Origin of the sequence: Arthrobacter sp. NPDC056691, assembly GCF_042791415.1 — a bacterium.
Classification (GTDB): domain Bacteria; phylum Actinomycetota; class Actinomycetes; order Actinomycetales; family Micrococcaceae; genus Arthrobacter.
Map to the genome: position 1 here is coordinate 1 of NZ_JBHTXX010000068.1, position 1836 is coordinate 1836.

A 1836-nucleotide genomic window follows, 5' to 3' on the forward strand; every position below is an offset into this window, starting at 1 on the left:
ACCGTTGGGGCGAGCGTGGAACGCGACGCAACAGCAGCAGGGCCCCGGCACCAACTGGAAGGTTGATCAGGAAGATCAACCGCCAGTCCACAAGCGAAAGCAATCCGCCCAGCACCGGTCCGGAGATGGAAGCCAGAGCCCCTCCCATCGCCCACATCCCCACCGCGCGTGCACGCTTGATGGGGTCGGGAAAGGCTTCGCCGATCAACGCCATCGACGCGGGAAGCATCACCGCCGCCGCAGTTCCCTGCAGGATCCTGGCCAGGATCAGCACAGTGACCGTAGGCGCGAGGCCGCATCCCAGCGACGTGACCACGAACGCGGTCATGCCGATTGCGTAAGCACGCCTGGCTCCGACCCGGTCAGAAAACGCTCCGGCCGATAGCAGGCACGAGGCGAACAACAACGTGTATCCGTCAACGATCCACTGCAAACCGGTGATCGACGCCCCGAGGTCGAGGCTGATTTGGCGGAGAGCCACGTTGACCACCACGGCATCGAGCGTGATGACGAAAAATCCGGTGACGGCAGCCAGCAGCGCTGCCCTTGAATGACGGACTCCCGCCGGGGTGAGTGTGGTGGTGGTATTCAAAGACATTCCTTGTCAAGGGGTCGGCGTTCGCGAATGGCCCTCCCTGTTGACGTTACGAGGAACGGAAGAGACGAAACAGGACCTGCCAGACCATGTCTCAGCCGGTCCTTCCCCGGCGAAGGGCAGGTACGGGATCGTGAAGGGACGGAACCTATCGGTTTCGACCTCCACTCCACCAAAGGAAGCATTGCGCGAATGACGACATCCACGACTCCGGCAGTTCCGACCCGGCAACGGCTCCCCTTCGTCGTTCCGCTGCTCGCCCTGGGCACGTTCCTGATGATCACTACCGAGTACATCGTCGCGGGACTCCTTCAAGAGATCGCGGCTGATCTGGGCGTCGGTCTTGCCCAGGTGGGGCTCCTGATCACGGCCTTCGCGGTCGGAATGATCGTTGGTTCCCCTGTCATGGCTCTGGCGACCCTGCGTCTGCCGCGGCGCGCCACGCTGGTTTTCGCGCTGTTGGTCTTCGCGGCCGGACACGTCATGGCGGCCCTGGGAAGCGACTTCCGGATAGTTCTCCTCGCGCGCATCATCACTGCCCTGGCCGCAGGGGCATTCTGGTCCGTGGCCGCTGTCGTCGCCACGCAGGCCGCCGGCCCGGCCAGCAGCTCCCGTGCCCTGGGTGTCATGATGAGTGGCGTCGGCCTTGCCACCGTTGCGGGCGTCCCGCTCGGATCCTTCGCCGGCCAACTCCTTGGCTGGCGAGGGACATTCTGGGCCCTGGCGATCCTGTCGGTTCTCGCAGCTCCCGTGATTGCGCGGTTCACGCCCGCAGACACCCGCTCCCAGGCGCCGTCGGTCCGTGCCGAACTAAGGGCGATCATGACCGGCCGGATGGCCATACTTGTCATCGCGACAGTTCTTGCCACCGGCGGCTGCATGACAGCCTTCAGCTATCTGTCCCCGCTGGCCACCGACCGAGCAGGGGTGCCGATCTGGGCTGTGCCCCTGATCTTCGTCGTCTTCGGCCTCGGAGCAATCATCGGAACCAACCTGGCCGGACGGTACGCCGACAAACACCCGGTCACCACCTTCATCACGGCCACGGCGGGGACCGTCGTGCTGATGGGGCTGCTCGTCCCGTTCTCAACGAACGCCTTTGCCATGTTCGTCCTCATGTTCCTGCTGGGCATAGCCGGCATGGGCATACCGCCGGTCGGAACCGGCCTCGCAGTCCGCTTCGCCCAGGGTGCACCCACACTGGCAGCCGCAGTTTCCGTATCTGCTTTCAACGGTGGAAC

The 1836-nt window shown here is 64.5% G+C and carries 2 protein-coding genes; one reads left to right on the top strand and one right to left on the bottom strand.

Features of this window, described 5'->3' with window-relative positions; genetic code table 11:
* A partial coding sequence (locus ACFRAU_RS26015; RefSeq protein ID WP_378002013.1) for an MFS transporter occupies positions 1-592 on the bottom strand: 592 nt, incomplete at its 3' end.
* A 195-nt stretch (positions 593-787) separates the two neighbouring features.
* Here ACFRAU_RS26015 and ACFRAU_RS26020 point away from each other — a divergent pair.
* Positions 788-1836, top strand: a 1049-nt coding sequence (locus ACFRAU_RS26020) for an MFS transporter (protein ID WP_378002014.1), incomplete at its 3' end; no start/stop codon positions are given.